A 25,294-nucleotide genomic window follows, 5' to 3' on the forward strand; every position below is an offset into this window, starting at 1 on the left:
GCTACTTTTGGGTCTGCATGTCTTTTTATTGCGTTGTGGAATGAAACGAGTTTTGATTATTACGTACTATTGGCCTCCAAGTGCAGGATCTGGGGTCCAGCGTTGGCTGAAGTTCTCCAAATACCTTCCGGAGTTTGGCTGGCAACCGGTCATTTTTACGCCTGAAAACCCGGATTTTGGCATGTTGGACGCCTCCCTGGAAAAGGAAGTACCTCCTTCAACAGAGGTGCTGAAATTTCCCATTTGGGAGCCCTACCAGCTTTTCAGGCACTTTAAAGGAAAAAATTTAAAGGATACGTCTGTGATCCTGGAAAGAGAAGCCCCTTCCTTATTGGACCGACTGGCTGTATGGATGAGGGGGAATTTGCTGATCCCGGACCCTAGAATTTTTTGGGTCCGTCCTTCGGTTAAATTCCTTGCCGATATCTGCGAGCAAAATGATTTCAGTGCCATCATTACCACAGGTCCACCACACAGCATGCACCTGATCGGAAGGGGCCTGAAAAGAAAAACCGGCTTACCCTGGTTGGCTGACTTTCGGGATCCCTGGACGGAATGGGAGTTTTTAGACAGCTTGAAACTTACTGCTTTGGCAAGGAAGCAGCACCGAAAGCTGGAAGCTGCTGTATTCAGGGAAGCAGATGACCTGCTTACCATTTCTCCGACTTTTAAATCCGAGATGGAAAAGCTGTCCGGGAAAAACGTACAGCTGCTGACCAATGGCTTTGACCCGGAGGATTTACCCAAAGATTTTGCGGCAGTTTCACCTGTGCAGGGTGTAGTAGAGATCGTATACTCAGGGGTGATTGATAGTATCAGGGACCCTGTCCCGGTTTTAAGGGCGATGAAGCAAGTTTTTGGTAAAAGCCCGGGGAAAGTAAGGCTTACCTTTGTAGGAAAGGTCAGCCAATCGGTGAAAGACCTTATTGAAGCAGACAACTGGTTAGGGGATCATGTTTACCTTCCCGGCTATGTAAGTCATCAGGAGGTTTTTGGTTTCTATGAACAAGCCCATGTTTTGCTGCTGATCCTAACGCATACCAAAAATGCCAAAGGGAATATTCCTGGAAAGCTCTTTGAATACATGGCTACCGGCAGGAAAATCCTGGCACTGGGAGACCCTGAAGGGGATGCGGCCCAGATTATTTACAAGGCAGGCGCAGGGGAGGTCTACAGGCATGAGGATGACGCCGGCCTGCTCCACTTCTTATCCGATATCCCTGAAATAATTTCAGAAAAAGGAAAGAGCGAAAATATTCTGGCTTACAGCAGAAAGCATCTCACCCAAAATCTGGTGGAATTGCTGGAAAGATTTGAAAAGAGGTAGCCGGCTATTTGTGGTTATAGGAATCCCATACTGATTTTATTTTGTTGAGCACCCAATCCATGGCTTCCGGAGCTGCCTTTAACCAATACACCATGCCCAGGTAGACCAAAATCACCCATCCACTGCGAAGCATCAAATCGATGATTACCCAATCTGTTGCAGGAAGAAGGAAGTAGGAGGTGGCCCAACTCACTCCGCCGGCTAGCAACAGGAGGAACACTTCTGGGGTAAAAGGATTAAATCCCAGCTTGATCCTGACAAATAGGAATTTAATGAGATTGTAAAAAAACATGGCCAGAAAGGAGGCAAGCGCAGCACCCTCTATTCCGTAAAGGGGAATAAATAGCAGGTTGAGCAAAATTACCGCCATCGCCATCAGCAGGGTGGCGGTAATGTTAAAGGTATAGAACCGGGAAAAAACGATGATTTCGCCGTTAACCGAAAACAAAACATCGCTGAGTTTGCCCAACCCTATGAGCAATACCACCCACTTACCCGCTTCATACACGGTACGGTTTGGTACAAAATGATACAGGCTGTCGATGTTTACCCATATCAGCAAAAACACCAGGCCGCAAACCAGCAACTGATGAATGGCAATTTTTTTATAAAGGCTGTTTATTTCCTCCAGTTGGTTGGCAGCAAATTTTTCGGAAATCACAGGCATTGCCACCTGGGAAATAGCCCTTCTGGGCATCTCAATGACCACAGCAATGGAAAAGCCAATGGTATAAATGGCATTGGCGTCCAGGCCTATCATGGAACTGACCATCAAGCTGTCGATTTTCATGATCAGTAATGCGCCGGCGGTGCCCAGCATGGTGATGATATTGTACTGAAAAAAAGCCTTTTTAAATGTCCCCGGAATACGGCTCCAATTGAAATGAAGCTGAAAAATGCCCGTTCTCCTCATATAAAAAGCCATGCTCAGGAGGGTAAGTAAGTAGACCAGGGTCATCCCCCAGATCATAAGGTAAAAGGGATAGCAGTCGAAAAAGTACCCGATTACCAGCAAACCCATTAGCAGACGCAGCAATACATCCCTGATCAGGGAAGGGATGGCGATTTTCAAAAAGGATCGGCTAAAGGCTTCGAGTAAGGTATTGACGACCGAAAGAAAAGTGATGAGCAGCGCCACCTGAATGTATTCATTGACCTCCGGAGATCTTTCAACAAATGCGGCACTGATAGGTGCTTTGAAAAGCAGGAAGACCAATAGTAAAACGGTGTAACCAATAAAACCCAGAAACAAGCTAAAGGTGAAGAAGGAAAACTTTTCTGCTTTTACCTGGGGAAAAAACCGGGTAATCCCATTGCCTATACCCATTTGTGCAAAGGGGGTCATCAGCAAGGCCATGTCCTGTATGGTTTTGAACAAACCGATTTGTGCGGGTTCCAACACATAGGGCAGAAGCCAAAGGAGGTTAAAATACCCAATCACCACGCCCAAATAGGCCGAAATGGTGGTCAGGATGCTTTGTTTGGCTAATTTACTCAAAGAAGTACTGCATATTTGTTTTCAGGTAAAGGTATCCGGTATCTCGCAATTTTGGACCAAATTAGTGGTTTTTTCGTAAACCTATTTCTGTACTAGAAAATTAATTTAACAAGTGATAAGAAAAGAAAGAATATGTATTATTATTGTAAATCAAAATTGAATTGACAGCATTTGATTTTTAGGGTAAGGGTTGTATGAAGAGGAAATTTTTAAGATGTTTTATTTTCTTGTTTTTTGCATTTTGTTGCAGTTTATTCTCTCAGGTCAGAATTGATTTTTCTAAGAGGACATCAGTTGCCTCACCTACCCGGTCTATTTACAGTGTTAATGGTGATTTCGCCATGATTGGTAACACCAGTATGACATTATTGGACTATGAGGAGGATTTGATGAATGATGGGATGATGGTGTTTGTAGATGTGGATGCCGATCCGGAGACGGTCAACAGTTCATCAGCCACACTTGATTTTTCTGATGAAAATGGTTGTGTGGCTACTTATGAAGAATACCTGGAAATAACTGATTTTTTTATTCGGGTTCCAACTGCTTTCAGCCCCAATGGGAATGATTCCAATGATTATTTTTTTCCGGTTTTCTCCGATTTAAACAACATTCAGTTTTGGGTTTTTAACAGGTGGGGAGAACTCCTGTATTTTACTGCGGACGTTAATAGCAGAGGATGGGATGGGCGACATAAAGGAATTGAAATGCCGGTTGGCAATTATCTTTACAAACTTATTTACACCGATAAGAAAGGGGTAGAAAATCAAAAGACAGGGCCATTTTCTTTAGTAAAATAGTCAAATAGGGAATGCGACCATATTCGTAAATTCAGGAATGGATTTGATTTTTAGGGGCATCAATTTACCACGAATCCCTATGGTAAATAATTTATAGTGGTGATTTTCTAGAAAGTGCAGAATTTCCAATGCGTCGTAACCGGCGGCTTTGCAGGAACTCTGATTGATTTCGGTAATGATTATGGGCTTAAACTTTCTTATTGTTTGTTCAGCTCCTTTGAGGACATGCCATTCAGCACCTTCCACGTCTATTTTCAAACAATCTACGCTTTTTAAATCCAATGTTTCCACCTCCCTATCCAGGGTAGCCAATTCAATTTCATTAAGAAAGACATCATGTTCATCCGAGGGGAAGATACTGTTTACACCCTCATTGGTTCCGGGTTTGGCATAGAGGTTCAATTTTCCGGGTTGATTGGACAAGCCTAGTTTACGGCCAATGGCTGCTTCTTTATAGGAGGGATTCAGTCGAATGTTTTCTTCAAGTTGCTGGAACAGGTAGTTCGAGGGTTCATAGGCGATTACTTTTCCCTTAGGTCCAACCTTCCTGAGACCCCAAAGTGTGTATTCCCCCTGATTGGCACCGATGTCGATAAATGTATCCCCTGCTTTCAATACGCTTTCCAACACAAATAATGGTGCCCAATCGTGAGCTCCACGCCAATAGATGGCATTTCCCATTCCTTTTGACAGGTCTACTTTGAATACCATTCCCCGAAAGCTAAAGGTTCTCCAATCAGGAATTTCGGGACTGGGAAATAAATTTTTCAAAAACAGTACTACAAAATATCCCCCGGGGATACGGAACAGTTCACGGGAAATACTGCTTAGAAATTTTTCAAATTGGTTCCTCATGATAATTGAGCAAATGGGAAAGTTTTTCTTTTCTCAGAGACAGTGGGTAATTTTTGATGATGTGTTGCCGTGCCTTTCGGGACATTTCTTCAGGTTGATCCAGGGCAATTAATTGCTTGATAACCTTCTGAAGCAAATGCTTGTCTTTTTTAGCTAGAATCAATCCGTATCCGGCAATTATGGAGGGTATGTGATTTACGGAAGAACCTATAGGAATACACCCGGAAAGCATGGCTTCTGCCAGCGCACAACCGAAGCCCTCAAAAGATGAAAGCTGCAGGTAATACCTGCAATTACGATACTCTTCGGATAATTTGTATTGGGGTATTTTTCCTAGAAAGTGGAGATTGGCCGGACAGGAATTGCCAGGGGCATCCATGCCTGCAATTTTAAAATCCAGATTCGGAAACATTTTGGCGATTTCCTCGATAAGGTCTCCTCCTTTTAGCTGGTACTGAGGGCTTGACATTACAGCAATAAAAGTACCTGCCGGTTTTTTTTCAAACCCTTCAAAAGGCCATAATTCAGGATCAAATCCATTATAAATCGGAATGATCCGGGTATTAATTGCCGGAAAATGCTCTTGAATTCCCTGAGATTTATGTTGTATTTCCGGATCAAATTCCAGGTAAGTCCTGGTCAGGGATTCACTTACCGGCAACAGGCAGCTGGCATGTCGGTAAGAAATGAGACAAGCCTTTTTTAACAATGGTAACCTGAGGCTCCCATAATTTAATTCCGGTATGGAAGCGCAATCCGTACCGTGTAAAATGATACATGTTTTTTTTCCGAATAATTTACCCAGCAGCACTGGCCAAACCGACCAATACCCTCCAAAACTGATAACAAATGATTCAACCCTGATTAAATTTATTAGAATGGAAAAAAACTGGAGAAAAAAGAAGAGCGGAGCCAGGTACTTGTGCTGCCAGGGGTAGTGATTGACATAAACTATAAACTTTTCTCTTAAAATTTGAATATCGCTCAGGACAAAGGAAGGAAAAAATGGAGCAACAAACAGCACCTTCATCTTTTTCATGTTTGGGGATGTTTTTTGCTATCCATATAGCCTGCAAATAAAACCAACCCTAAAACAGCATATTGAAATATGGCAGATAATGTCCTGTTAAGGTAATAAGCCTGAGGCTGGTAACTCATCTCCACCCTTACTTCTCCTTCAGGAAGCACAAGGCCGCGCAGTAGATAATTTACCCTGTGGATTTCTGCTTCCTGTCCGTTGACTGTCGCCTGCCATCCTTCGGAATAAAAAATCTCAGAAAAAACAGCCAGTCCTTTCCTCTCCACTTGTCCGGAATATACCAGCTGATCAGGGCCATTGCTTTCAAGAGAAAGCTTCCCGGCACCGGATGCGGGTGTATTTGCGGCATCGGCGGAAGGGTAAGTAGCGGTACTTTTGGTGTCCAGGGCTGAAAGGGTGCTGATTTCCTCCTCATTATTGCTTACCGGAATGATTTCTTCGGGAAACCAGGCAGCACCGTTGGCTTCCGGATTTCTAAAAACAGCGTTTTCACCTCGGCCTGCCATGATATACCGGGTATTGAGCATGTTTAAAACCGGTATGCCGGCATAGTCAAAATTCCCTTCCTGTGCTTTTTCTACAAAGGCACTTATTTCCGGATCAAGGATCCGCTCAATCAGGTCCTGGTACCGGCTCATTTTGGCTCCATGGTAGCCTCCGATGCTATTGAACCTGTAACTGGTTCGGGCATCATTGAAAGGGTTCTGTAGGTTCAGTACCCTGAAATACCCCTGATCCTGCATGATTTTTTCATCGGCTGGAGTGGCTGCAAAGTGCTGCTCACTTGGGTTTTCCGTAAAACTATCCTGATCCAGGTACCTGCGGTTGACTCCCCAAAGGTCTACCAACAGCAAAAGGCCTGTGGCCATGATGGCATATTCCATTTTCATTTTCTTAAACAGGGCCAGGCTCAAAAGCAAGGCAGTTGCACCGATAAACATAGCGGAGCGGAAAGTATCTGCATAGAGCAGGCTTTTTCGATCTGTTTTTAAAGCAGCTTGTAACCAATCCGGGTAGCTACTATCGGTACCCCCGAAACCAGACCAATGGGCAAATACCACTGCCAGCAGGATCAAGCCGGCTGTAATGCCCAGGGCTTTAAAAAAGGTAGCTTTGGTTTTAACCGCTTCCCGGTTTAAATAAAATTGTTCCAAACCCAGGGCACCCAATATGGGGATGACCAATAAGGTGATCCCGAGGGCCATGGATACAGCCCTGAATTTATTGTACCCCGGCAGGTAATCAAACAGGGTGTAATTAAACCATTCCAGGTTTTTTCCCCAGGAGAGCATCAAGGTAACCAATGTCATGGCCAGCAATACATTCCGATAGAGGGGAGGGGCAAACAATATGCCCAGAATAAAAAGAAATATCATGATGGCTCCCCCATAAATGGGGCCCCCGGTAAACGGCTGATCCCCCCAATAGGTGGGAGCGTTTTTCACAAATTGGTTGATTTGCTGGGGCTCCATTCCCTGGGTTCGGAGGGCGTTCTCTGCTGCCGAATTTTCAGGCAAGGCCTGTTGGCTGGCCCCACCAAAATAATTGGGGATCAGCAGCGTTAAGGTTTCCAGTTTGCCATTGGACCAATTGAAAGCATATGCCCGGTCCAGGCCGGAGTCATTTTCTTCCGCTTGCGGCAGGTTACGCTCTCCCCGTATCGAATATTTCCCATATTCCAACACGGAGGTTAACCTTGCCAGATTTCCCAATCCTCCCAATATAGCTCCTGCAAGAAGCAGGGCAGTTATTTTGGAGAAATTAATCAATTGCTTTTCCCGGAAGGCCTTTACCAATTGGCCCATGCCATAGATCAACACCAGGATCAGGGTATAATAGGTGATCTGCAAGTGATTAAACTTTAACTGGAGCAATACTGCGAGTGCGGTCAGGCTCAGCCCCAGAAGTTTCTTGCTCGAAAATGCCAAATGCACGCCGGCCAGTATCAGTGGCACGATGCTTACCGCCCAGATTTTGGCATTGTGTCCCGCCTCCAGACTCAAAAAGTTGAACGTGTTGAAAGCGAATGCCCAGGATGCCAAAGCAGCTATGACTGGCCTGACTTTAAACACCATCAAAAGCAGGTACATGGAAACCATGCCGAAGAAAAGTCCACTGACCGGATGCGGAAGCCCAATGGTCAATATTTTTATCAGGGTATTGGTAATGTCACCCTTGGGATCCAGGTGAATCAAATAAGCAGGCATCCCGCCAAACATGCTATTGGTCCAGAGCGCTTCTTCTCCGGTACGGGCTCTATGCTCCAATAATTCCTTTGCGGATCCTTCCCACTGCAGGATATCCGATTGAAAAATCATTTTCCCCTCAAACACGATCGGGGAAAAGTAAATGATCACAATCAGGTAAAAGGAGAGAATGGCCAAAAAATGGGGTAGTACAGCTTCTTTTAAATTAACATTCATGATCCGGGATATTGGTCTTAGGTCGGCTTAATTTAATAAGCTGCAAATTAAGAAATTTCAATGGATTAATGGGTAACAGAAGGGATAAGCTGAAGAGGAAGGTACTTAAAAAACCCTTTGAGAAGGGGTTTTCAGCCATTTGTTATTGATGTAATAACCCAATGAGAACTCATGGCTGTTATTCCGGTAGTTGTTTTTGCTGTTGAGGTTGAAATCATAGGCATAACCGAAACGGATCTCCTCCGTGATAAATAGGTCAAAGAGCATGACCAATGCAGTTCTGTTGGAAGGAAGGTCTCCGAAATCCATATTTCCCTTCATTACGGCAGACCTGAAGGCTGCACCCAGCCAGAATTGTTCGTTGAATAAAAACATGGTATTGATATCATAGCTGCTGGGCCCATTGAGATCTTCCCTTACTAAAATTGAGGGCTTGAAGGACAGTCCACTCGAAACCGGTAATAATCCTCCTGCCTGAAAATAAAAGTGATAGTTGTTTGTAGCCAGTGACAAGTCACTGTTTTTAAGGCTGTTTTGTCCTACCAGGTTAAAGGCGCTTATTCCGGAAAAGAAATTGGGGGTATAATAAAATACTCCGGCATTTAAATTGGGGGTAAATGCATTGACACGGCCCTGGGGAATTCCCGGATCGGATGGATCATCTGGCTGAAGTTTTCCGGCATCCAGCGCATGCTCTGAAACCCCCGAACTTATCCCCAGTCCCAAATAGCTGTCCTGGGTAAGCCTTACCTTATAAGCGTAGGTAAGGAGAAGCGATTGGGTGGTGTACGGTCCCAGTTCATCAGCAATGATGGATAAACCATAGCCCATGGTTTCTTCCAGGTTTCCTTTGTCTGCTGAAATTGAAATGGTATTGGGGGATCCGGGAAAGTCCATGAACTGGCTCCGGTAAGTGGCCTGCACAAACGGGTCCACCTTATAGCCGGCATAAGCCGGGTTGATGTGGAGCGCATTGAAAACGTACTGACTATATTGGGGCATTTGTTGCCCCTGACTGGGTTTTTGGAACAAGAAAAACCCAATAATTGCTGTTAAAATATAAGTATGGTAAGAAAAATTCATGTCATTCTTTAATCACCTGCACCCAACCTTTATATTCTTTTTCATTTCCACTGAAGTCAGTTCCCTTTACCTGGTAATAATAAGTTCCGGATAACAAACCCGCTGCATTCCAATCGTTTTGATAATCTTCCGTAGAAAAAACCAAATCACCCCATCGGTTAAAGATCAGCAGTGCCACCCGCTCAAACTTATGGGAGGCCTCTATGACAAAGGTATCATTCCTTCCATCAAAATCCGGTTTAATTACATTGGGAATAAAAAGAGAAAGGATATTTTTTTCTGTTATCGATGTATTGTTTTCTGGTTCGGTATCTACACCTTCCCCGCTTACCTCAGCCCTATTCCTAACCCTTCCATCTCTGATGGCAGTAACAGTCAATGTGATCTGCAGGCTGGCATCCACCGGAAAGGAGGTGATTTCCCACAGGAGTTCCTGTCCGTCCTGACTGAATGTTGGTTCCTCAGGTAATCCTGCACTGAGCAGCTCTGCACCTACATATTGCAATCCGGAGGGTAGAAAATCCACTATGCGCACATTGTCTGCGGCATCCAATCCATTATTTTCGATTTGGATTTGGTAATCAAAATTATCCCCATCCCTTACAGTCTCTGTGGGGGTGGTTTTAAGAACCGACAGGTCAATCATTTTGGGGCGTACTTCAAGAGGCTCACTAGCTATGGTTTGGTCAAAATTTTCCACATTGACTTGGACCTGATTGGTATGGGTTCCTTCTGCAGCGGCCATAACGGATAGTTCCAACCTGATGTTTTCACCCGGGTCCATTTGGGGGAGGATCCAGCTGTCACCTGTAGTGGGGGCAGGATCGGACGAAAGTAGTATCAGGCCTTCAGGAAGCAATTCAGTTACTGCTACGGACTCAAGAGCAAAAGTGCTGTTGTTGGTCAGTGAAATGGAGTAATCCACCATTTCGCCCACAACTGCCTGCCTGCGACTGACAGTTTTCTCTATATCCATTTCAATACCCACTACCTGGATTTGCATTTCCGCTTCGTCACAATTTTCTGGAACATCAGATTGGCAAAGCCGGTAAGTCAATATATAGGTGTTGGGGGGTGTATCCTCCGGTAGGCTCAAAACCCCATTTTCATCCAAAGCATAGACAAGGCTTTGTTCGTTTCCGGCTTCATCTCTGATGGATAGAATGGACAGGCTCACCTTGTCGGCCTCCACGGGCAACATCTTCAGGCTATCATTTTCATAAACCGATGAGAGCAGGTGGCTTTCATAATTTATCAGCGGACCAAAGTCATCATTGGTTGCTATAATGGGAGCAACTGCCGTCCTAATGGTAATTTCATTACTTATAAAATCCCCACAGACCCCCGCTGTTGTGATTCTTCTGAATTGGGTATTGTTCATCAGCGGAGGTGGCGAAAAATCCTTGTCTGTTGCGCCGGCTATGTTGGTCCAATCCCCATCTTCAGTTTTAATCTCCCACTGAAAGGTGAAATCACCGGTGCCACCCTCGGGTACCTCACCTATCAGCCTGTCGGGCACTTCCATTTGAAATAAGGTTTGATCCTGCCCGATATCATAACCGCTTACCTCCGGATAAACGAAAACCTGCACAGCCAATCTCCTGTCTGAGGGGCAGCCATCTATGGTTTGATCCGCATAATAAGTTTCCCCTGAGCTTAGCTGTTCATTATCAGCCAAGGCGGTTCCCCCCTCAGGGGATAAAAACCACCTGATATTTTCTCCAGTGGCAGAAAGGGATGAAATAGTATATGCTCCCGGCAGGCAGAATTCCTGTAGTGCTCCACCCTGAGGTGGTGGAGGTACTTCACTCAGGTTAATGGTGACCCGGGTGGACCTTTCACCAGAACAAATGCCTGTGATGCTGTATTCAAAAGTATAGCTACCTTCGCTCAGGTTGGTTGTTGACCAGGTGTTTCCTATCAAGGCTTCGCTATTGCTTATCTCCGACCAGGTGCCATAATCATTGAAGGGCCCTTCCAGAAAATCAAATAGATCGACGATTTCTCCTTTACAGACCGTCGCTACCTGTCCTTCCCCCGGTTCAGGGTTCAGACTGTCCTCGTCAATGGTAAACTCCAGGGTTTCGTTGAGGCAGGTTTCCGGATTACTGTCGCTCAGTCTTACTCCATACACCCCTTCATGAGTGGCCAGGTTAAATGGCGAGAACTCCAGGCTGGAAGAAGTGCTTAGAATGACATCCGGATTGGCCAGATTGAACCATTCAAAATTAAGGAAATCCAGGTTTTTTACCGAGAGCTTGCCTTGTTCACCTTCGCAGAGGTTTTCCGGAATGATTATTGGCAGGTTTTCACCCCTGACCTGTACGGTGGTATTGGTCAGGTTACCGCAGTTATCCTCCAATTGCAGGCGATAGCGACCAGCTTCCAGGTCTGTAAAAAGAGGGTCTTCACCGTTATTAATCTCAAAAGGTAGCCCATTTTTTTCCACAATTCTATAGTTGATTGGAGGATAGCCTGAAGCACTTACGGACAATTCATAATTTCCTTCTACACATTGAAAGGTATTGATGCTGGTAAACGTGCTTCGTTCCTTGATTTCAAACTCGTTAAGGGTTTCAAGGCAGAAGTTAAAAGATGGCTGGTTGGGGACAATGTCCTGACCGTTTTTCCATATCCTTATGGATTTCACCAGTCGTAATTCACCATAATAATCTAAATTAATGGTATTGGCCCCATTTACAATCGGAACCGAGTTGGTATCATTGAGCTCTTCGCCTTCCACATAGGCCTGTCCAGTGCCAGGATGAACCCATTCTCCTGAATTTGGATCAAATTTTTGTATGCCAAATCGTGTAGTCTGGTTCTCGTCCAAATTGTCCCGGTGATTCAGGTTTAGATTAAAAGAGCCACAATTTTCATCAATGTCAATTTCATTGGTTAAAATGCTTGCACCTTCTATCCTTACCTCAGAAACGTGTTCCGTATCACAAGTGGTATAGGAGACAAACTCATAATCACCTGCCGGAAGGTTGTTCATAAAAAACCTCCTGGGATCGTTTTGACTGATGTTTTCGGATAAGTCTAGAGGCAGTTGGCCTTCAAAGCTTTCTGGTCCTGCCACCATTTCTATTTGTGTAAACTCAAAATCAAAACTGTTCAATTGTACGGATCCTGTGTTGGGTCCGCATCCCTTATATACTGTCCTAATAGGCCCGCTAAGTAAATCCCTGAATTCCCGGGATAGGGTGGCGATATTGCCACAGGCATCTTCCACGGAAAAGGTATAGGTTCCAAAAGGAATGGGCATTTCTTCCGAACCAAAAAAAATATTTTCCTCTTCGAAGGGTCCGGGGTAAGCCTCATTAAACAAAGTAGGATCAAATTCCTCCGGATAGGATTCAAAATTGATTTGGAACGGGGGCACAAAATTAGTCGGTTTTACGGATAACCTTCTTTTCCCGCAGAGGCCTGCACCCCAAAACAAGTCATCAGAAATACCTAATGCCCGATCAACAAGCAAGTTTTCCAATAGGGCCGTTTGCCCGCAATTATCCGTCACCAAAACATCATAGCTGTAGGCTTCGCCATGGTAAAAAGGGATATTTCCCAGGATGGCCACTTCAGAAGATCCTCCTTCGGAAACTTCCTGAAAGACTTCCTCTTCCGTGCCATCAGGACCGGTTATGGTAAACAATACTTCCAGGGGATAAGCTATTTCAGCTCCTGCAGAACGCAGCAAGTGACCGACGGAAATTTCCCCACAACTGTTTAACGCTGGTTGAAACTCCTGTACATCATCATCCAATACCAGTTCTGTCTTTCGAATTTCAAAAGATTGAGAGAGACGGTCTCCGCATTCATCGGTTACGATCACTGTATAACTACCTGCAGGAAGTTCTTCAAAGAAGGGACTTTCCTGAGGTGGACGCTGCTGGTCTCCCCTGAGTTCATAGGTGAGTGGGTTGCCTTGGTTGATTTCCACCTCCATGGAACTCAATTCATTTTCGCAAAGCCCCTGGGAAAGAATACTGAAAGATAAAGTTTCAAAGGTAGAGTTCAGGCTGGCTTCTGTTGAGATTTCTTGCTGATCATCTTCGAGCATAAACTGGGCCTGAATACTGTAATTTCCCTCAGCCAGGCCTGTAAAAACACCGGTCTCATTAGTAGCAATGGGGGATGGATCAGGTGCCAGATACAATTGGTAGAGCAAGTCAGCCGGATCTGCCACATTTTCAAGGCTTACGGAAATTTCTCCATTTCCCGGACAGGAAGGGTCTTTGACAGTGACAAGCAGTGCTGGTTCTTCCTGGCCTATTGATTCAAAAATGATGAAAAAACAGCTAATCAAAAACAAAAATAATCCAGGTGAGATTAGTTTTAATCGATTTTCTTGTATAGTTAAACTCATTAAAGCCTTGTTTACACTTAGCCCATTATTTGGAAAAAGTTTGGAGTAATAACAATTGTTCCGTCTCAATTAACGAACAAAGATGCAGATATGATTTAAAAAAATAATGATATTTTATTAAAATATTAAAGCAAAGACTTTGGCATACTGCTAATTATTAAAAATCAAAGGTAGGCAGGTTAATGGGGAGGGAAAGTAAATGGGGTGATTAAGCATTGAACCATTTAAATCAATTTTTTATTTGTAGGGATTTAAAATTGATTAATCCAGGTTTTCGACCTGATTGAGACCTGCGTTGTGATTTTTCTCCAGTGAATGAACAATGGCTTTCAGAAGTTCCAATACGAATTTATCCTTAATTTTTGATTCAAGGAAGGAAGGGCCGTACAGGGTTTGGGACCTTAACAGTACAGTGGTGATTTTTCCAAGGGTCACTGTATCCAGGTCATAAAGCTGTTTTGGGTTCTGATAATACCTTTCAGCCTCAGTTTTCCACAACATCCAGTCAAATAGAGGGACAAGTCTTAACTTGAGAATGGCATCAAGCAAGCGGACATGAATACCGCTCAAACCCAGGGTTTGAAGTGAAATTTCACTCATATCACTAATGGCCAGTACTTTCTCAGCTTTATAAAATTTGAGTTCCATTTCGTGGATTAAATCAATAATAGGCATGAGTTTTCTTTTATCCAGACTATTACAATGGTCTGAAAAATTCCCTAAGGGAATAAATAGTGGAATTTGGTCTTTGATCATCATCTTTTGGTTTTTGGTTACATTTAATACTGTTTAAACTTAATGGGTTGAAAATGATTCATTTGAATGTGTAAGTAACGACTTTTTTTTCATCAAAAAAATACCCTGTTCTGGGTATTTTTGTATATTAAATACACCTTTTTGCCTTTTTTTTATAACAAAATTTAGCAGAAAAAAGGAGCAATACAAGAAAATGTATAATTATCTTTTAGAGCAGACTTTTATCCCTCATGCCTGACAAGCTTAAAAAAAATCTCTATTTTTGTGGATTCAAAAGACTAATAACATGTTTGACAATCTGAGTTTTAAATTAGACAGGGCTTTTAAAACCTTAAAAGGGACTGGAAAGATTACTGAAATCAATGTAGCCACCACCGTGAAGGAAATCAGGAGGGCATTGATCGACGCAGATGTGAATTATAAGGTGGCCAAAGAAGTCACCGATAAAATCAAGGAAGAGGCCTTGGGTAGGGATGTATTGATAGCGGTATCTCCCGGACAACTCCTTGTAAAAATAACCCAGGAAGAACTGACGAGCCTGATGGGAGGCTCTAAGGAAGAAATCAACCTAAAGGGAGATCCCTCTGTAATCCTTATTTCCGGTCTACAGGGCTCAGGTAAGACCACTTTTTCCGGAAAACTGGGTACCTATTTAAAAAAGCAGGGCAGACAGGTATTGCTGGTTGCCTGCGATGTTTACAGACCTGCCGCGGTAGAACAGCTGAAAACCTTGGGTACACAGATAGGGATTGAAGTGTATGCGGAACCAGGAAACCAAAATGCCCTTCAAATTGCTCAAAACGCCATAGATTTCGCAAAAAAATCAGGTAAGAAAACCGTGATTGTAGATACTGCCGGTAGATTGGCAGTAGATGAGGTCATGATGAATGAAATAGCGGAACTAAAGGAGCACCTAAACCCTTCCGAAACCTTGTTTGTGGTAGATTCCATGACGGGGCAGGATGCAGTCAATACCGCTAAAACTTTTGACGAACGGCTGGATTTTGATGGGGTGGTCCTTACCAAACTAGATGGTGATAGCCGTGGTGGAGCAGCCATTTCCATTCGACATGTGGTGAATAAACCCATTAAGTTTATTTCTACCGGAGAGAAGATGGAAAACCTGGATCTTTTTTATCCAGACCGGATGGCCCAACGTATCCTGGGCATGGGTGATGTTGTTTCACTTGTAGAAAAAGCGCAACAGTCATTCGATGAAGATGAGGCCAAACGGCTAAATGCCAAAATTCGTAAAAACCAGTTTGATTTTGATGATTTTCTTTCTCAATTGGAGCAGATCAAAAAGATGGGGAATATCAAAGATCTTTTGGGTATGATCCCGGGAATGGGAAAAGCCATCAAGGGACTTGATATTGACGATGAGTCGTTTATTCCCATTGAGGCAATTATCCGCAGTATGACGCCACAGGAAAGGGGCAACCCCGCTGTGATTGATGGTAGCAGGAGAAAGCGGATTGCTAAAGGCAGCGGCAGGACGATTCAGGAAGTAAATAATCTGATGAAGCAATTTTCAGACATGAGAAAAATGATGAAGCAGATGAATAAAATGGGAGGAGCTCAAAAGGCAATGAGTGCTTTGGGAGGAAATATGAAAAGAAGGTAATTACCTGTAACAAGTATTTCGGCTTTAAACGGCCATAAAAAAAAGGGTGAAACGCTTCTGTGAGCGGCACCCTTTTTTCTTGAATGGATTGTCCATTTAAATGAATACCTTTTACCGGAAGTAAAACTCATGGATACAGTAATTCCCGGCTGGACAATAAAATGAGGGCCTTGGTGTGCGCCCTACATTTGACTACCACGGTTTATTCGCTGGCTTCCGTATTTTCGACGGTTATATCAAAATCCAAATCCTCGGGATCGATTTCCAACAATTCTGAAGCATCAATTTTAAGAATTACTTCCCGATTGACCAATTCAGCCACGATATCCATTTGCTGCTCGAATGGGGCTTCATTTTCGTGCATTTCATTGAATTGATCCATTAGCTCCTCATCACTGTAATCAGCATAGCGTTCTTTCCGCTCGTTTTTAATTCTTTCTTTTTCGTTTGCTAATAATTGCTCCTTTCTTTCCTCCAGATTGGCCTTATAGGTTTCCATCATTTCGTTCAACTCTTCGCTTTCATAAAAAGGAGTACTGGACACGGTGACCGGTTCGGAAGTACCATCAATGTGGACGACCGTCATGGTATCGGCATTTTTTAAAATATACTCGTCACCAGTTTCTGTGTCCAACACACTTTCCTCTTCGAATTGATACCGGTCTTTATTATCACCCGAACAGGCAGCAGTAAATGAGATGGCGAATGCGGTTATAATCAAATATCTTAAATACATGTTCATTTGGTTTTAAGTAGTTTGAATAATTGGTTTGCGGGAAATCGCTTTTATAAGTTAAAACCTTCCCGTACCCATACTGCTACAAAAACCATGACAAAGGGCTCAAAAAAAATGACATATTCAGAAAATATTTAAAAATATAGGAATATAAAAAAGTCAACTTACCAGGATTATATTTTCAAAAAAAAAGCAACCACAAGGGTTGCTTTTTAAATATTTAAGAAGGGTAAATTACTTTTGGTAAGTGACCGATTTAACGGCCTCTATGGTACGCTTTGCATTTGGTAGCGTAGCTTCAATGTAAGTTGGCGAATAGCTCAAGGGAATATCCATAGAATTTACCCGCATCACGGGGGCGTCCAGGTAGTCAAAAGCATGTCTCTGAATATTATAGGCCAGGTCGGTGGAAATAGAAGCTACCGGGTTGGCTTCCTCCACAATCACACACCTGTTGGTCTTTTTAACAGATTCAAGCACTGTCTTATAATCTATTGGCTTTACCGTTCGCAGGTCAATTACTTCTGCTTTGATTCCATCCTTAGCAAGTTCATCTGCCGCTTCAAATGCTACTTTCATCATCTTTCCGAAAGAGACAAGGGTGACATCCTCCCCTTTTCTTTTGATTTCTGCAATTCCAAGTGGTAAGAGGTATTCACCTTCCGGAACTTCACCTTTATCTGCATACATCAACTCAGATTCCATAAAAATGACTGGATTGTTATCTCTGATGGAAGCCTTGAGCAATCCTTTGGCATCATATGGATTGGATGGAACGACCACTTTAAGTCCTGGAGTGTTGGCAAACCAGTTTTCAAAATTTGAGGAGTGAGTAGCCCCTAACTGACCGGCATTACCGGTTGGACCTCTGAATACAATGGGTACACTGTATTGTCCTCCCGACATGGCCAGCATTTTCGCAGAAGAATTGACCAGTTGATCCATAGCCACCAGTGAGAAATTAAAAGTCATAAACTCTATAATGGGCCTGAGGCCATTCATGGCCGCCCCTACACCCAATCCGGAAAAGCCTAGCTCTGAAATGGGTGTGTCAATAACACGTTCGGGGCCAAACTCATCCAACATTCCCTGGCTGGCTTTGTAGGCTCCATTGTATTCGGCTACTTCTTCACCCATGAGGAAAACGTTTTTATCGCGCCTCATTTCTTCGGACATGGCATCTCTGATCGCGTCTCTGAACTGTATTTCTTTCATTTATATACAAAATTTTCTATGCTCGTAAAAATAGAAAGGAATCTATCAATTACCAAGTTTGGATGTCCAATAAGGATGTTTAATTGTAATTATGTAGCTTTATTTTTCAATGTATTCATGCGGTCTGCATGTCGTCGACACCTGAATCACTTCCTGGTTTGGAGCCGAATTTTAATTTCGTTAATTAAAAAAAAATATTGAATGGTAAAAATTGCATTGATCAGTGATACACATGGCATGTTGCCTGAAAATGCCCTTCCTGCCCTTGAGCAGGCAGATGAGATATGGCATGCCGGAGATGTGGGTGTCCCGGAAGTACTCTTAAGTCTTCCGGAAAAGCCCATTCACAGGGTGGTGTATGGCAATATTGATGATGCATCATTAAGGCAGAGATTTGAAGAAGAATTGTTTTTTACTTCAGGTGGTGTAAAGGTGTTGATGTTGCACATTGGAGGCAAGCCTCCCAGGTATGCCACTGGAGTAAAAGCTAAAATAAAAAGGCTTAGGCCAGACATTTTTATTTGTGGACATTCCCATATATGTAAAGTAGTCTACGATAAAGACCTTGAATGCCTTTACTTAAATCCCGGGGCCTTAGGGAATCAGGGATTTCACCAGGTCAAAACCATGATGACTTTTGAACTGGATGGGAAAATCAAAAATTTAAAAGTTTTGGAATTGGGAAAAAGAGGGAAAATATAAAAATACCCAGCCTGGGCTGGGTTAAAATTTTCTTATTTTTTGCTGGAAAACTCTTTTTTGATTTCCTCTACATCCACGTTTTTGATCACAGGCTTAGCACTCAGTTGCTTGATCTTCAATACCCTGGCGTTTTGAGCCTGTCTTTTCCTTCTTAGTTTTCTCTTTAATGTAGTAACAGCCATTTTATTTTTATTTTAATTCGTTCCTGGAAATGAAGGGCAAAGGTAAATAAAATATCCTTAAAAAACCTGAATTTAATGCAAAAGAAGTTGAAGCATTGCACCAATAAAGGCCTTTCCGACAGCCATATCCTTATTTAATTTTTTAACTTTGGACAAATTTTCAGAGCATGAGCAAACAAAAACCAAGTATACCAAAAGGGATGAGGGACTTTGATCCTACTGAGATGGCCCGAAGGAATTATATTTTTGACACCATCAAGGAAGTTTTTAAGCTGTTTGGATACCAGCAATTGGAAACCCCGGCCATGGAAAACCTGTCTACCCTTACCGGAAAATACGGCGATGAAGGTGATCAACTTCTTTTTAAGGTATTAAATAGCGGAGAGTTTCTGAAAAAAGTTTCAATGGATGATTTCAGGAATGGGGAGCCAGAGGTGCTTTCAAAAATTGCTGAAAAAGGACTCAGGTATGATTTGACAGTCCCTTTTGCCCGGTATGTGGTCATGCACCAGAATGAAATCACCTTTCCTTTCAAGCGTTTTCAGATGCAGCCGGTGTGGCGAGCAGACCGACCTCAAAGAGGAAGGTACAGGGAGTTTTATCAATGTGATGCAGACGTGGTCGGAACGGATAGTTTGATCTGTGAAGCAGAAATTTTAATGATGATCAATCAGGCTTTTGCCAAATTTGGCATAATGGATTATGCCATAAAAATCAATAACCGGAAAATCCTCACAGGAATGGCTGAGGTGATTGGTGAAAAGGGGAAGGAGGGAGATTTGTGTGTGGCCATTGATAAACTGGACAAGATAGGTTGGGAGAAAGTTAGTGAGGAGCTTTTCCAAAAAGGGTTTTCAGAGGCATCAGTAGCAGCGTTAAAACCGGTGTTGGAAATGCAAGAAAAAGATAATAAAGGGTGGCTTACTTTTTTTAAAGAATACCTGGCTCAAAGCACTACCGGCATGAAAGGCCTGGAAGAATTGGAAGAAGTACTGACATTGTTTTCCATGATGGGAGGAGATGAAGCGCATGTGGTTTTCGATCCGGTTTTGGCCCGTGGACTTTCTTATTATACTGGTGCTATTTTTGAAGTAAAGGTGGGAGGGGTGCAGATAGGATCCGTGAGTGGTGGAGGCCGTTATGATAATCTTACCGGAGTTTTTGGTCTTCCCGGGATATCCGGGGTAGGCTTTTCCTTCGGAGTTGACAGGCTTTATGATGTATTGGATGCCCTGGGTATTTTTCCGGTCCAACAAAAGGAAAGTACACAGATTATGCTTGCCTGCTTTGGTGAAAAGGAAAGAAATAAAGGGTTGAATATATTGGCTGCTTTTCGGGAAGCAGGTCTGGCTGCGGAAATTTATCCTGAATTGGTGAAAATAAAAAAGCAATTCAATTATGCGGACAAAAAGAATATACCATTTGTAGGCATCCTGGGTGCGGAGGAATTGGCCAATGACAGCATTAGTCTAAAAAACATGAAAAGCGGTGAGCAAGAAACCCTTTCTCTGGAAAGTGTCATTTCAAAAGTAAAAAATTCAACGACAAAATAAATTCAGTCTATTTTAAATATGGAGGCAATGGGAATGGTAATTCCTCTTTTTAGGGAAATAAACTTCTCTCCCACGGCCCAGATCGTAGTGTAGACTTTAAATACTTGTTTGTCAGCTGTTTCAAAATATATCCAAACCTTGCCACGGGAGGTATTTCCCAGGATTTGTGACCTTTGTAAATCAAAGTAACGCTGTTTTATTAAAACAGGATCGGTTAATACTTCGGAGGATGAAAAACGAAGTCCCAGGACCTGCTCCTTTTCTATGATCAAGATCTCTTTCTCAAGTGTTTCCATAGGTGTATGATGAATGGGTTAAACAGCTAAGGTTCATGGGTATTCTTACGTATAATTCAAAAATAAGGTTTGAATATTCTATAAAAGCACTATTATTGGAATAAAATATTGATTATACCTATTTTTTTACAATTAAATTTTATTCAAATATAATACGGCCCTTGCAAAAAAAATTATATTTGTAAAACAAACAAAAAAAACACGTATGTTAGATATCATGAGCATGATGAACAAGGTCAAGGAAGCCCAGGCCAAGATCAAAGAGACCCAGGCAGAACTTGTTCATCTGAGAGCTGAAGGAGAAGTAGGAGCCGGAATGGTGAAAGTGATTGTCAATGGGGATAGAAAGGTCCTGGATATAGAAATAGATCCTTCTCTGGTCAATGAAAAGGACAAAGGCATGATGAAGGACTTGATTGTGGGTGCCACCAATAAAGCCCTGGAAAATATTGACGTCAAAATTAAAGAAAAGATGAGTGCTGCCACCGCTGGAATGATGCCGAATATTCCTGGCATGGATTTCGGAAATATGGTATAATGAAAAAAGCGGCCATTGTGATTTTGAATTTCAATGGGAAAGGTATGTTGAAGAAATACCTTTCTCAGGTTTACCAGCATTCTGTTTATGAGATAATTATTGTAGACAATGGGAGTTGCGATGGGTCCATCGATTATTTATTGAGTCATTTTCCGGAAATCAAGTTGGTACTTCTGAAGGAGAATCATGGATACAGCAAAGGCTATAACCTGGGTCTGGAAAGCCTGAAGGGAGATTATGAGTATTATATTTTGTTGAATTCAGATGTTGAGGTGGCTGCGTATTGGGATGAAACATTGATTGAATACATGAGCCAACGACCCCATGTTGCGGTTTGCCAACCTAAGATCCTTTCCTTAAGCAAAAAGGGGTATTTCGATTATGCTGGCGCAGCCGGCGGATTTCTGGACAGTATGGGATACCCTTTCTGCAGGGGCAGGATGCTTCATACCCTGGAAAAGGATCAGGGTCAATACAACGATTCCACTGCAGTTGATTGGGCATCCGGGGCATGTTTTTGTGTGAAAGCGGGCCTTTTTCATGATTATGAGGGGTTTAATCCTTACTTTTTTTCGCATATGGAAGAAATCGACCTGTGTTGGAGGATGAGAAAGGATGGCTTTCAGGTTCATTGTTGCGGTGAGGCTAAAGTTTACCATTTGGGGGGAGGTACCTTGTCTGAGGTAAATCCTTTCAAAACCTACCTCAATTTCAGAAACAGCCTGCACATGCTCTATAACAACCTAACGGTGTCGGGGTTTTTGAAGGTGATCGGGTTAAGATTTATTTTGGATGGTGGAGCCTTGATACACCTCTTGTTTACCAAGGGCTGGCCTCATAGTAAGGCTGTAGCAAAAGCATATTTGGATTTTGTAAAGAAAAAAGACGAGGTAAAAGGTAGTAAAATTGCCAGGACCAATAAATTGGAATCAATAAAGCCAAGGCCTGTCTTTTCTATTATATTCCAATATTATTTGCTTGGAAAAAGAAAATTCTCACAATTGAATTAATCAAATAGAATGGGATTATTCATTCTACGGAAATATTTCCTCAGTTTCATAGTCATGGCAAGGCTCACATAAATGATAATAGGAGAGCCAAGGGTGATAAATGAACTGTAAATAAAAAACAAGCGGATGCTATCAATGGGGAAGTGAAGCTTTTCACCTAATTTTGAACAAACTCCGAAGGCCCTTTCCTGAAAGAATAATTTTAGCTTTTCCATGTTTAACTTGTTTAAAGTACAGAAACCATTTGAAAGAACAACATATTGATAATAACCTGATTAACCTATGATTGTTATAAAAAAAAGTGTTGCTGTAAATGTTTTGTTAGCTGTTTTGTTTTTCTATTCCTGTAATCAGGCACAAGTTATAAAAAAAGCGGATAACCAAAAAATAGAAATTGAACCAAAAGTATTGGAGCGCCTGGGTGATTCCGTTCAATTTAACCTGAAGGTGTCCCTTCCCAACGCAAGTATCCGAAAAAACGAGCTTTATGCAGCAAATCTCGTTTTCACCTATGGCAATAACCGTTATAAGTTTAACAATAGCTTAATGGTAAGTGGAGACACCCTTGATCCACATGCTAAAATTGAGGTTAGTGGAAGGTTTAGTATGCCTTTTCTGGCAGGGATGGAAAAAGGAGCCTTGCAGTTACAATCAGGGATAACCAATGGGAGGCAGGAAATTGAGGACAGGGCACCTGAAATTACCCTGACTCAGGGTATCATTACCACTGCTTCCCTGGCACAAATCGGACAGTACAGGGGACAGCAAATGATTCCTGTCTTGGGTACCCATATCGCCATGGACAGTCCGGAATCCATGGGAATGCTAGCCGATCAATGGCAAGTAGTGGAGGAGATGCTTGCGGCTTACAGCAACCTGCCTTACACGGCAAAAACGCCTTTTTTGGAAGTTTTAAAAGGGCCAGGTGACTGGAGTCATAAAAAGTGGAAAATGGAGGGGTTGCCTCATTTTGTAGAATTGAACCGGGAGGTGTTTTCCTGGTATGAAACCAATTATCATACCCAATTTGAAAGTAAACGGGAGGGGATATCGGATATCCAACGCTCCATCCTCGCCCGGAATATCAGGCAGGGGACTGTAAGTGCTGATACCCTGAGCGAACAGGAATTGGCTGTGGCCATCAGCAAGGAGCCAGGTTGGTCTGAACAGGAGCAACTACTCAGGGCGATGGAGGAAGTATATCCCAGCCCTTTTGTCTATAACAACCTGGGGGTGGTGTTTTTAAATCAGGCCAATCGGGTGACGGATACCAGGGAGAAAAATCAGTTGTTGGAAAATGCATTATTTGCATTTAACCGCTCCAATGCTTTTTTTGAAAATCCCCATGCTGTGTACAACCTGGGCTTGGTTTTTTGGCTTTGGGGGGATAAATTCAGTGCATACAATAATTTTTACAGGTCTTTGGCCTTAACCAGATCAGACCAACTGACCAAAACGTACGAGGCAGCTCTAGGAGCGGTCTCGATTTTTAATGGAGATTATAGCCTGGCCGCCATTCATTTAAACAAAGCGGAAAGCAATCCCATCAACTTGTTTAATCAGGGATTAGCCAATTTTCTGGCGAAGGATTATTACAACGCTACCATAAAATTTGAAGAAAGCGCCATTCAAAACATGTCCAATGGCTACCCATTTTATGGTCTGGCCCTTGTCGCTGCACGAAATGGTGAGATGGAAAAACTGTATGAAAACCTGGAAAAGGCAGTCAATAGAAGTGATTTTTTAAGAAACAGGGCTGTTGCTGACCGGGAATTTGTCCTGTTTCATGAACAGGAAAAGTTTAAAGAAATCCTTAGGAAAAAATAAATAGCGATTGAAAATGAAGCGGATAATGGGCGTAGACATAGGAGGCTCTCATATCAGTGCAGGTATTTTGAGTACAGATGGGATGAGTATATCAGATGCTGATATGGCCAGAGAGCAGGTCAACTCTTCCGGAAGCAGAGATGAAATATTAGACGCCTGGGTCCATTGCCTTTCCGCATTGGGTATTACAGGGAATACCTTGCTGGGTATTGCCATGCCGGCCCCATTCGATTATGATAATGGTATTTCATTGATGGTAGACCAAGGCAAATACCGTTCCCTTTACCAGGTAAATGTAAAGGCTGCCCTTGCTGAAAGGTTGCAGCTTCCCATGGAGCATATTGCTTTTATCAATGATGCTGCTGCTTTTTTACAGGGAGAGGCGCATGTAGCCGGTTGGTCAGCTGAGAACCACCTGATGGGCATCACCCTGGGTACAGGTTTGGGAGGGGCCTTTAAATCTGGTAAAATAGCTGAGGATGGAGCCATTTGGTCCATTCCTTTCAAAGGGGGAATAGCCGAAGATTATTTAAGCACTGCCTATTTTACCCATTGGGCCAGGCAACATTTTGGAAAAGAAGTTTCTGGACTAAAAGCACTGCTTGCTGAAAAAGAAACCCGTGAGGATACATTGGTAAAACTCAAGGAGTTTGCCAGGCACCTGGCAGATCTGATTTTACTGCAGCAGGAGCATAGAAAAATAGATAAGGTGATATTGGGAGGTAACATGGCTAAGGCTGCAACTTTATTTATACCGGAAGTCAGCAGCATTCTGCAGGACAATGGATCCAATCCGGAACTGCTTGTCAGCAGGCTTGGAGAAAAGGCAGCTATGATTGGTGCAGCAAGTATTTATGGTGAAAACTGAAAATAAATTTATTATCTTTTGAAAATTTTATGGACCAAAAAGTAATTTTTGTTTGATTGTTTAATAAAATCTGCGATGAAAATAGAAAAAGAATTTTCCAAAGAAGAAGTTTTTAGCACTGTTGAGAAGTCCCTGGCAGGGGAAGGTTTCAAGGTAGTCAGTAAGGATGAGAACCGACCCTGGGGTGGGTTTTTTGTAATCGATGAAAATCAAATCAACTCCTTTCGGAAGAAGTTTTTTCCTGAGGTAGAATTAACCCCCGAACAATTGAAAAACAAGTTAAGCCCAAAGATATTACTGGTAGGTCCGGGAAAACGCTTGTCCTGGCAGTACCACCACCGTAGGGCTGAAATTTGGAAATTGATCGCAGGTGAAGGAGGAATCATAAGAAGTGAAACTGATGCCGAAGGTCCTTTGCAAGCCATGGGGACCGGGCAGGTAGTGCGGCTGAAACAAGGGGAAAGACACCGCTTGGTAGGTCTGGAAAATTGGGGAATAGTAGCCGAAATCTGGATGCATACTGATCCTGACAAACCCTCGGATGAAAGTGACATCGTCCGCGTTCAGGATGATTTTGAACGTAAATAACCGCT

22 protein-coding genes are annotated in these 25,294 nt (G+C 42.8%); 10 read left to right on the top strand and 12 right to left on the bottom strand.

The window, feature by feature from the left end:
* Positions 1-40 precede the first annotated feature (40 nt).
* A complete protein-coding gene (locus GL182_RS20685; RefSeq protein ID WP_163381700.1) occupies positions 41-1,327 on the top strand; it encodes a glycosyltransferase family 4 protein in 1,287 nt (428 codons plus the stop codon).
* Between the two features lie 4 nt (positions 1,328-1,331).
* On the opposite strand, the gene GL182_RS20690 is transcribed toward GL182_RS20685, so the two are convergent.
* Positions 1,332-2,825: an oligosaccharide flippase family protein gene (locus GL182_RS20690; RefSeq protein ID WP_163381701.1), complete on the bottom strand. Its 1,494-nt coding sequence runs from the start codon at positions 2,823-2,825 to the stop codon at positions 1,332-1,334.
* 341 nt (positions 2,826-3,166) lie between these two features.
* On the opposite strand from GL182_RS20690, the gene GL182_RS20695 reads away from it, so the two are divergent.
* Entirely contained in the window at positions 3,167-3,625 is a 459-nt protein-coding gene (locus tag GL182_RS20695; RefSeq protein ID WP_163381702.1) for a T9SS type B sorting domain-containing protein, read from the top strand.
* On the opposite strand, the gene GL182_RS20700 is transcribed toward GL182_RS20695, so the two are convergent.
* The 6 genes from GL182_RS20700 to GL182_RS20725 form a co-directional block, all read right to left on the bottom strand.
* Positions 3,626-4,480, bottom strand: a complete 855-nt coding sequence (locus tag GL182_RS20700; RefSeq protein WP_163381703.1) for an FkbM family methyltransferase — start codon at positions 4,478-4,480, stop codon at positions 3,626-3,628. It abuts the gene before it with no gap.
* Positions 4,464-5,519, bottom strand: a complete 1,056-nt coding sequence (locus tag GL182_RS20705; RefSeq protein WP_163381704.1) for a glycosyltransferase family 4 protein — start codon at positions 5,517-5,519, stop codon at positions 4,464-4,466. The genes GL182_RS20700 and GL182_RS20705 overlap by 17 nt, the downstream gene beginning before the upstream one ends.
* Positions 5,516-7,942, bottom strand: a complete 2,427-nt coding sequence (locus tag GL182_RS20710) for a YfhO family protein (RefSeq protein ID WP_163381705.1) — start codon at positions 7,940-7,942, stop codon at positions 5,516-5,518. The genes GL182_RS20705 and GL182_RS20710 overlap by 4 nt, the downstream gene beginning before the upstream one ends.
* A 105-nt stretch (positions 7,943-8,047) precedes the next feature.
* Complete coding sequence (locus tag GL182_RS20715) at positions 8,048-9,025, bottom strand: type IX secretion system membrane protein PorP/SprF (RefSeq protein WP_163381706.1); 978 nt, start codon at positions 9,023-9,025, stop codon at positions 8,048-8,050.
* Between the two features lies 1 nt (position 9,026).
* Positions 9,027-13,394 carry a gliding motility-associated C-terminal domain-containing protein gene (locus GL182_RS20720; protein ID WP_163381707.1) on the bottom strand — a complete coding sequence of 1,456 codons (4,368 nt, stop codon included), beginning with the start codon at positions 13,392-13,394 and terminating at the stop codon, positions 9,027-9,029.
* Between the two features lie 261 nt (positions 13,395-13,655).
* Positions 13,656-14,153, bottom strand: coding sequence for a DUF6508 domain-containing protein (locus tag GL182_RS20725; RefSeq protein ID WP_163381708.1), 498 nt, complete (start codon positions 14,151-14,153; stop codon positions 13,656-13,658).
* A gap of 283 nt (positions 14,154-14,436) precedes the next feature.
* Here GL182_RS20725 and ffh point away from each other — a divergent pair, with 283 nt between their 5' ends.
* Positions 14,437-15,774 carry a signal recognition particle protein gene (gene ffh, locus GL182_RS20730; RefSeq protein ID WP_163381709.1) on the top strand — a complete coding sequence of 446 codons (1,338 nt, stop codon included), beginning with the start codon at positions 14,437-14,439 and terminating at the stop codon, positions 15,772-15,774.
* A gap of 202 nt (positions 15,775-15,976) precedes the next feature.
* Here ffh and GL182_RS20735 read toward each other — a convergent pair whose 3' ends face one another.
* Together GL182_RS20735 and GL182_RS20740 are read right to left on the bottom strand one after the other, a co-directional pair.
* Complete coding sequence (locus tag GL182_RS20735) at positions 15,977-16,510, bottom strand: hypothetical protein (protein ID WP_163381710.1); 534 nt, start codon at positions 16,508-16,510, stop codon at positions 15,977-15,979.
* A gap of 234 nt (positions 16,511-16,744) precedes the next feature.
* Positions 16,745-17,725 (bottom strand): pyruvate dehydrogenase complex E1 component subunit beta, encoded by a 981-nt coding sequence (locus GL182_RS20740; RefSeq protein ID WP_163381711.1) that lies wholly within the window; start codon positions 17,723-17,725, stop codon positions 16,745-16,747.
* Positions 17,726-17,926: 201 nt separating this feature from the next.
* Here GL182_RS20740 and GL182_RS20745 point away from each other — a divergent pair, with 201 nt between their 5' ends.
* Positions 17,927-18,427, top strand: coding sequence for a metallophosphoesterase family protein (locus tag GL182_RS20745; protein WP_163381712.1), 501 nt, complete (start codon positions 17,927-17,929; stop codon positions 18,425-18,427).
* Positions 18,428-18,459: 32 nt separating this feature from the next.
* Here GL182_RS20745 and GL182_RS20750 read toward each other — a convergent pair whose 3' ends face one another.
* The gene (locus GL182_RS20750; protein WP_163381713.1) at positions 18,460-18,609 is read right to left on the bottom strand and encodes a hypothetical protein; all 150 of its coding nucleotides are present in this window, start codon (positions 18,607-18,609) and stop codon (positions 18,460-18,462) included.
* Between the two features lie 167 nt (positions 18,610-18,776).
* Between GL182_RS20750 and hisS the strand changes: the two genes are divergently transcribed.
* Complete coding sequence (hisS, locus tag GL182_RS20755; protein ID WP_163381714.1) at positions 18,777-20,162, top strand: histidine--tRNA ligase; 1,386 nt, start codon at positions 18,777-18,779, stop codon at positions 20,160-20,162.
* 2 nt (positions 20,163-20,164) lie between these two features.
* Here the strand turns inward: hisS and GL182_RS20760 are convergent, their stop codons facing one another.
* The gene (locus GL182_RS20760; protein ID WP_163381715.1) at positions 20,165-20,458 is read right to left on the bottom strand and encodes a hypothetical protein; all 294 of its coding nucleotides are present in this window, start codon (positions 20,456-20,458) and stop codon (positions 20,165-20,167) included.
* A gap of 205 nt (positions 20,459-20,663) precedes the next feature.
* Here GL182_RS20760 and GL182_RS20765 point away from each other — a divergent pair, with 205 nt between their 5' ends.
* Both GL182_RS20765 and GL182_RS20770 read left to right on the top strand, forming a co-directional pair.
* Entirely contained in the window at positions 20,664-20,996 is a 333-nt protein-coding gene (locus tag GL182_RS20765) for a YbaB/EbfC family nucleoid-associated protein (RefSeq protein WP_163381716.1), read from the top strand.
* Positions 20,996-22,006 (top strand): glycosyltransferase family 2 protein, encoded by a 1,011-nt coding sequence (locus GL182_RS20770; RefSeq protein WP_163381717.1) that lies wholly within the window; start codon positions 20,996-20,998, stop codon positions 22,004-22,006. Before GL182_RS20765 ends, GL182_RS20770 begins: the two co-directional genes overlap by 1 nt.
* Here the strand turns inward: GL182_RS20770 and GL182_RS20775 are convergent.
* Positions 22,003-22,221 carry a PspC family transcriptional regulator gene (locus GL182_RS20775; RefSeq protein WP_163381718.1) on the bottom strand — a complete coding sequence of 73 codons (219 nt, stop codon included), beginning with the start codon at positions 22,219-22,221 and terminating at the stop codon, positions 22,003-22,005. The genes GL182_RS20770 and GL182_RS20775 overlap by 4 nt on opposite strands.
* Positions 22,222-22,288: 67 nt before the next feature.
* Here GL182_RS20775 and GL182_RS20780 point away from each other — a divergent pair, with 67 nt between their 5' ends.
* The 3 genes from GL182_RS20780 (at position 22,289) to GL182_RS20790 (ending at position 25,289) form a co-directional block, all read left to right on the top strand.
* Positions 22,289-23,833 carry a tetratricopeptide repeat protein gene (locus tag GL182_RS20780; RefSeq protein ID WP_163381719.1) on the top strand — a complete coding sequence of 515 codons (1,545 nt, stop codon included), beginning with the start codon at positions 22,289-22,291 and terminating at the stop codon, positions 23,831-23,833.
* Between the two features lie 13 nt (positions 23,834-23,846).
* On the top strand, positions 23,847-24,701 hold the full coding sequence (locus tag GL182_RS20785; RefSeq protein ID WP_163381720.1) for an ROK family protein: 855 nt from the start codon (positions 23,847-23,849) through the stop codon (positions 24,699-24,701).
* A 75-nt stretch (positions 24,702-24,776) separates the two neighbouring features.
* Positions 24,777-25,289, top strand: a complete 513-nt coding sequence (locus GL182_RS20790; protein WP_163381721.1) for a cupin domain-containing protein — start codon at positions 24,777-24,779, stop codon at positions 25,287-25,289.
* Positions 25,290-25,294: the final 5 nt, after the last annotated feature.

Source organism: Cyclobacterium sp. SYSU L10401, from assembly GCF_010993705.1.
Classification (GTDB): Bacteria; Bacteroidota; Bacteroidia; order Cytophagales; family Cyclobacteriaceae; genus Cyclobacterium.